This window comes from Pseudomonas lactucae, assembly GCF_016937615.1.
In the GTDB taxonomy this organism is placed as follows: Bacteria; Pseudomonadota; Gammaproteobacteria; order Pseudomonadales; family Pseudomonadaceae; genus Aquipseudomonas; species Aquipseudomonas lactucae.
In genome coordinates this window covers 1-6859 of record NZ_JAFHKI010000030.1, presented here as the reverse complement: position 1 = coordinate 6859, position 6859 = coordinate 1, and the positions used below count along the sequence as shown (strand labels likewise).

The 6859-nt window shown below is 63.8% G+C and carries 4 protein-coding genes and 1 pseudogene; all 5 read left to right on the top strand.

Annotation, left to right across the window (positions count from 1 at the left end):
- The first annotated feature begins 173 nt into the window (after positions 1–173).
- The 5 genes and pseudogenes from JWR98_RS06385 (at position 174) to tssH (ending at position 6780) form a co-directional block, all read left to right on the top strand.
- Positions 174–662 (top strand): Hcp family type VI secretion system effector, encoded by a 489-nt coding sequence (locus JWR98_RS06385; RefSeq protein WP_017526783.1) that lies wholly within the window; start codon positions 174–176, stop codon positions 660–662.
- A gap of 90 nt (positions 663–752) precedes the next feature.
- Positions 753–1268 (top strand): type VI secretion system baseplate subunit TssE, encoded by a 516-nt coding sequence (gene tssE / locus JWR98_RS06380; protein WP_078735254.1) that lies wholly within the window; start codon positions 753–755, stop codon positions 1266–1268.
- Positions 1265–3123, top strand: a pseudogene (tssF, locus tag JWR98_RS06375) (type VI secretion system baseplate subunit TssF). Before tssE ends, tssF begins: the two are co-directional and overlap by 4 nt.
- Positions 3087–4130, top strand: a complete 1044-nt coding sequence (gene tssG, locus JWR98_RS06370) for a type VI secretion system baseplate subunit TssG (protein WP_078735240.1) — start codon at positions 3087–3089, stop codon at positions 4128–4130. Before tssF ends, tssG begins: the two are co-directional and overlap by 37 nt.
- Complete coding sequence (gene tssH, locus JWR98_RS06365; protein WP_205489552.1) at positions 4123–6780, top strand: type VI secretion system ATPase TssH; 2658 nt, start codon at positions 4123–4125, stop codon at positions 6778–6780. Before tssG ends, tssH begins: the two co-directional genes overlap by 8 nt.
- Positions 6781–6859: the final 79 nt, after the last annotated feature.

Here is a 6859-nt window from a genome sequence, read left to right as displayed (position 1 = left end):
CCTGGTATCGAAGCTGCCATCTGCAAAAGGCGCGTAAGTAACTTGCTCTTCTGTGGGAGGGGGCTTGCTCCCGATAGCATCACCTCGGTTTGACTGACAGACCGAGTTGCCTGACAGTCGGGGCACCTCCACACAAACCAAATCAAGTGGCCGGTGCCACACAGGGAGAAAACATGGCTGTTGATATTTTCATCAAGATCGGCGACATCAAGGGCGAGTCCATGGACAAGGCCCACAAGGACGAAATCGACGTGCTGAACTGGAGCTGGGGCATGTCCCAGTCCGGCAACATGCACGTAGGCGGTGGCGGCGGTGCGGGCAAGGTGAACATCCAGGACCTGTCGCTGACCAAGTACGTCGACAAGGCTTCGCCAAACCTGATGATGCTGTGCGCCAGCGGCAAGCACATCGACAAGGTCAAGCTGACCGTGCGCAAGGCCGGTGGCGAAAGCCAGGTCGAGTACATGGTGATCAACCTGGAAGAAGTACTGGTAACGTCGCTGAGCACCGGCGGTTCGGGCACCGATGACCGCCTGACCGAAAACGTCACCCTGAACTTCGCCCAAGTGATGGTGGACTACCAGCCACAGAAAGCCGACGGCACCAAAGACGGCGGCGCGGTCAAGTTTGGCTGGAACATCCGTTCCAACACCAAGCGCTGATAGCCCTGGTGCCGTGGCCCTGCGCCACGGCACTACGGTCTCAAGTGCAGCATTTTGTCCCTCTCGCAACCCGTCCGTGGAGCTGCTTTGGTGGTAACTGAAATCGCTTCCCGCGACCGTCTGCAACCGTCCCTGTTGGACCGGTTGACCGACGACGATCCGACCAACCCGAAGGAAAGCGCCGACAAACGCGTGCTGTCCCTGACCCAATTGAAAGCCTCGGTACTGCGCGACCTGGCGTGGCTGCTCAACACCACGTCGTTGCTCGATGCCGATGCCACCCTGCACACCGCGGCCGGCACCTCAGTGGTCAATTACGGCCTGCCGGCGCTGGCGGGCAACAGCGTTTCCAGTGTCGACATCAAGGCCCTGGAAGCCCTGATCTACCAGGCCATTGCGACGTTCGAGCCGCGCATTCTGCGCCACACGTTGCGCGTCAAAGCCCGTGTCGGCCAGGGCGAGATGAACCACAACGCGCTGAGTTTCGAGATCGAAGGCGACCTGTGGGCACAGCCGGTGCCGTTGCGCCTGCTGCTGCAAACCGACCTGGACCTGGAGTCCGGCCATGTGCGCGTGGTGAACGCCGACCAGCGGAGACGCCCATGAACCCGCGCCTGCTGGAACTGTACAACCAGGAACTGCACCACGTGCGCGAAAGCGCCGCCGAGTTCGCCAAGGAATACCCGAAGATCGCCAGTCGGCTGACCCTGTCCGGCATGGACTGCGCCGACCCGTACGTCGAACGTTTGCTCGAAGGTTTTGCCTACCTCACGGCCCGCGTGCAACTCAAGCTTGACGCCGAGTACCCGACCTTCACCCACAACCTGCTGGAAATCGCCTACCCGCACTACCTGGCGCCGACCCCGTCGATGACCGTGGTGCAACTGCAGACCGACCCCGACGAAGGCTCCCTCGCCAGCGGTTTCCCCCTGCCCCGCGACAGCGTATTGCGTGCCGCCCTGAGCCGCGAAACCCAGACCTGCTGCGAGTACCGCACCGCGCACCCGGTGACGTTGTGGCCGTTGCAGGTCAGCAGCGCCGAATACTTCGGCAACCCCGCCGCCGTGCTCGGACGCTTGGCCGCCAGCGAGCCCAAAGCCAAGGCGGGCTTGCGCCTGACCCTGCGCACCGGCGCCGAATTGCCGTTCAACAGCCTCGACCTGGACAACCTGCCGCTGTACCTCAGCGCGCCGACGAGCAACCGTTCCGCCTCTACGAACAACTGCTGGGCAACGCCTGCGCGGTGTTTGCACGCAAGCCCGGCGGTGACTGGGTCGAGCGCTTGCCACAAGACGCGTTGCGCTCGCGTGGCTTTGACGATGCCGACGCGGCCATGCCGGTGGTGGCGCGGGCGTTCCAGGGCTATCGGCTGTTGCAGGAGTACTTCGCCCTGCCCCACCGCTACCTGTTCGTCGAATTCGCCGAGCTGAGCCGCGCGGTCAAACGCTGCGACGGCCAGGAACTGGAGCTGATCGTGCTGTTCGACCGCCACGAGCCGAGCCTGGAAGGCAGCGTCGGCGCGGCGCAGTTCCTGCCGTTCTGCACGCCGGCGATCAACCTGTTTCCCAAACGCGTGGACCGGATCCACTTGTCCGACCGGGTCAACGAACACCACGTGATTGCCGACCGCACGCGGCCGATGGATTTCGAGATTCACTCGTTGACCGGCATCACCGGCCACGGCACCGGGCCGGAGCAGCCGTTTTTGCCGTTCTACGCGGTACGCGACCCTTCCCGCTATGGCCGCGACCAGGCGTATTACACGGTGCGACGCGAGCCACGCGTATTGTCCAGCGACCAGCGCCGTAACGGCCCGCGCTCGACCTACGTGGGCAGCGAAACCTTCGTCAGCCTGGTGGACAGCCGCCAGGCGCCGTATCGCCATGACCTGCGCCAACTCGGCGTGACCGCCTTGTGCACCAACCGCGACCTGCCGCTGTTCATGAGCGTGGGCAACAGCAAGACCGACTTCACCCTGGCCGACAGCGCGCCGGTACTGGCCGTGCGTTGCGTCGCCGGCCCCAGCCGCCCGCGCGCCAGCCATGCGCATGACGCCAAGGCCTGGCGCCTGATCAGCCAGTTGTCGCTCAACTACCTGTCGTTGAGCGAACAGGGCCAGGGCGCCGGCGCCTTGCGTGAACTGCTGCGCCTGTATGGCGACAGCAACGACGCGGCCCTGCAATTGCAGATCGAAGGCCTGCGCGAAGTCAGCAGCAAAGCCGTGACCCGGCGCCTGCCGATGCCCGGCCCGATTGTGTTTGGGCGGGGCCTGGAAATTACCCTGGAATTCGATGAAAACGCGTTTCGCGGCACCGGCGTGTTCCTGCTCGGTGCTGTACTGGAACGCTTCCTGGCACGCTACGTGTCGATCAACAGTTTTACCGAGACGGTGATCCGTACCACCGAACGCGGCGAGATCATGCGATGGAAAGCCAAGCCCGGACGTCGTCCGACCCTGTGAGTACCCTCGATGCGATGCATCAGGCGCCCTGGGAATACGATTTCTTCCAGGCGCTGCGGCGTATCGAGTGCGAATCGCCACACCTGCCGCGCCTGGGTCATTCCCTGCGCCTGGCGGATGATCCGCTGCGCCTGGGACAACAGGCCGATTGCACCTTCGCCCCGGCCACCCTGGCCTCGGTCGAACCCGGTGGCGATGGCAAGCCGGCGCGGCTGGAGCAGTTCTTCTTCGGTCTCGGCGGCCCCAACGGCCCGCTGCCGTTGCACATCACCGAGTACGTGCGCGAACGCCAGCGCAACAACGCCGACAGCACCAGCAAACAGTTCCTGGACGTGTTCCACCATCGCCTGCTCAGCCTGTTTTATCGGGCCTGGGCCGAGGCGCGGCCGACAATCAGCCACGACCGCCCGGACGATGACTATTGGTCCGCGCGCCTCGCCGCCTTGAGTGGGCGGGGCATGCCGAGCCTGCTCAACCAGGGGCTGATTCCCGACACCGCGAAACTGCATTACAGCGGCCACCTGTCGGCGCAAACCCGCTACCCGGATGGCCTCAAGGCGATTCTCAGCGAGTATTTCGGCCTGCCGGTGGAGATCGAAGAGTACGTCGGCCAATGGCTGGAACTGCCCGAGCGCAGCCGCATCGGTGTGAGCGCCAACCGCCTGGGCGTGGACTTTTGCCTGGGTAGCCATGTGTGGGACCGCCAGCATAAATTCCGCATCCGCCTGGGCCCGCTTACGCTCGACGATTATATGGGCATGCTGCCCGGCCATCAGCCGTTCAACGAACTGGTGGCGTGGGTGGCCGAGTACCTGGGCCATGAACTGGACTGGGACCTCAACCTGGTTTTGCAACAACCCGAAGTCCCGGCGCTGCAACTCAACGGCCAGTTCCGCCTGGGCTTCAATACCTGGCTCGGTAACCCTGAGCATGACGCCAACGACCTAATCCTGGCCCGGCACTACGCCGATCAAGCCACCACCTCAAGGAATCCAGAGCATGGGTGAAATCAGTCGCGCCGCACTGTTCGGCAAACTCAACAGTGTGGCCTACAAGGCCATCGAAGCCGCCACCGTGTTCTGCAAACTGCGGGGCAACCCGTATGTGGAACTGGCTCACTGGTTCCACCAGTTGCTGCAACTGCAGGACTCGGACCTGCACCGCATCATCCGCCAGTTCAACGTGGAACCGGCACGCCTGGCCCGCGACCTCACCGAGGCCCTGGACCGGCTGCCGCGTGGCTCGACGTCGATCACCGACCTGTCGTCCCATGTGGAAGAAGCCGTCGAGCGCGGCTGGGTGTACGGCAGCCTGATGTTCGGCGAAAGCCAGGTGCGCACCGGTTACCTGGTGCTGGGCATCCTCAAGACGCCGAGCCTGCGCCATGCGCTGCTGGGCTTGTCGTCGGAGTTCGACAAGATCAAGGCCGAAGCCCTGAGCGAACGTTTTGACGAGTACGTCGGCGACTCGCCGGAAAACGCCCTGACTGCCAGCGACGGTTTCAATGCCGGCGCCGTGCCGGGCGAAGCCAGCGGCGCCATGGCGCCGAGTGCGATGGGCAAGCAGGAAGCGCTCAAGCGCTTTACCGTGGACCTGACCGAACAGGCCCGTAGCGGCAAGCTCGACCCGATCGTCGGCCGTGACGAAGAGATCCGTCAGTTGGTGGATATCCTCATGCGTCGGCGCCAGAACAACCCGATCCTCACCGGTGAGGCCGGCGTCGGCAAGACCGCCGTGGTCGAAGGTTTTGCCCTGCGCATCGTTGCCGGCGACGTACCGCCCGCCTTGAAAGACGTGGAGCTGCGCAGCCTCGACGTGGGCCTGCTGCAAGCCGGCGCCAGCATGAAAGGCGAGTTCGAACAGCGCCTGCGCCAGGTTATCGAAGACGTGCAGGCCTCGCCCAAGCCGATCATCCTGTTCATCGACGAAGCCCACACCCTGGTAGGTGCCGGTGGCGCCGCCGGCACAGGCGATGCGGCCAACCTGCTCAAACCCGCGTTGGCGCGCGGCACCCTGCGCACCGTAGCGGCCACGACCTGGGCCGAGTACAAAAAACACATCGAAAAAGACCCGGCGCTGACCCGGCGTTTCCAGGTGGTGCAGGTTGCCGAACCGTCGGAGGACAAAGCCCTGCTGATGATGCGCGGCGTGGCCTCGACCATGGAAAAACACCACCAGGTGCAGATTCTCGACGAAGCCCTGGAAGCCTCGGTGAAGCTGTCCCACCGCTATATTCCGGCGCGCCAGTTGCCGGACAAATCCGTGAGCCTGCTGGACACCGCCTGCGCCCGCGTCGCCATCAGCCTGCACGCCGTACCGGCCGAAGTGGACGACAGCCGCCGCCGTATCGAAGCCCTGGAAACCGAGCTGCAAATCATCGCCCGTGAGCATGCGATTGGTATCGCCATCGGTGCGCGCCAGAGCAACAGCGAAGCCTTGCTGAGCGCCGAGCGTGAGCGCCTGGCCACGCTGGAAAGCCGTTGGGCCGAAGAGAAAACCCTGGTGGATGAGTTGCTCGCGACCCGCGCGACCCTGCGTGAAAAAGCGGGTGTGGTGGACAGCGGCAGCGATGAATTGCGTACGCAATTGGTCGACCTGCAGCAGCGCCTCACCGCGCTGCAAGGCGAAACCCCGTTGATCCTGCCGACCGTGGATTACCAGGCCGTGGCCTCGGTGGTCGCCGACTGGACCGGGATTCCGGTGGGCCGCATGGCGCGCAACGAGCTGGAAACCGTGCTCAACCTCGACCAACACCTGAAAAAACGCATCATCGGCCAGGACCATGCCTTGCAGATGATCGCCAAGCGCATCCAGACTTCCCGCGCCGGCCTCGACAACCCGAGCAAGCCGATTGGCGTGTTCATGCTCGCCGGCACCTCCGGCGTGGGCAAGACCGAAACCGCACTGGCCCTGGCTGAAGCCATGTACGGCGGCGAGCAGAATGTCATCACCATCAATATGAGCGAGTTCCAGGAAGCCCACACGGTGTCGACCCTCAAGGGCGCGCCACCGGGTTATATCGGCTACGGCGAAGGCGGCGTGCTGACCGAAGCGGTGCGGCGCAAACCCTACAGCGTGGTGCTGCTGGACGAGGTGGAAAAAGCCCACCCGGACGTGCATGAAATTTTCTTCCAGGTGTTCGACAAGGGCGTGATGGAAGACGGCGAAGGCCGGGTGATCGACTTCAAGAACACCCTGATCCTGCTGACCACCAACGCCGGCACCGAGCTGATTTCCCACGTGTGCAAAGACCCGGCGAACATTCCCGAACCGGAAGAAATCGCCAAGGCCCTGCGCCAGCCGTTGCTGGAGATTTTCCCGCCGGCCCTGCTCGGGCGCCTGGTGACTATTCCGTACTACCCGCTGAGTGACGAGATGCTCAAGGCGATTACCCGCCTGCAACTGAACCGCATCAAGAAGCGCGTGGAGAACACCCACAAGGTGGCCTTCGACTACGACGACGCGGTGGTCGACCTGATCGTCTCGCGCTGCACCGAGACCGAAAGCGGCGGACGCATGATCGACACCATCCTCACCAACAGCCTGCTGCCGGACATGAGCCGTGAGTTCCTCACGCGCATGCTCGAAGGCAAGGCGTTGGCGGGGGTGCGCATCAGCAGTCGGGATAACGAGCTGCACTACCAGTTCAACGATTGACCTGACGAAAGGCGATCAAAACTGTGGGAGGGGCGTTGCCCCGATGGCGGTGGGTCAGCCAGTAATTTCTAACCTGATA

Excerpts from the sequence above, each read along its gene's own strand:
- tssG (WP_078735240.1), top strand. The coding sequence starts at position 3,087 with ATGGAAAGCCAAGCCCGGACGTCGTCCGACCCTGTGAGTACCCTCGAT.
- tssH (WP_205489552.1), top strand. The coding sequence starts at position 4,123 with ATGGGTGAAATCAGTCGCGCCGCACTGTTCGGCAAACTCAACAGTGTG.
- JWR98_RS06385 (WP_017526783.1), top strand. The coding sequence starts at position 174 with ATGGCTGTTGATATTTTCATCAAGATCGGCGACATCAAGGGCGAGTCC.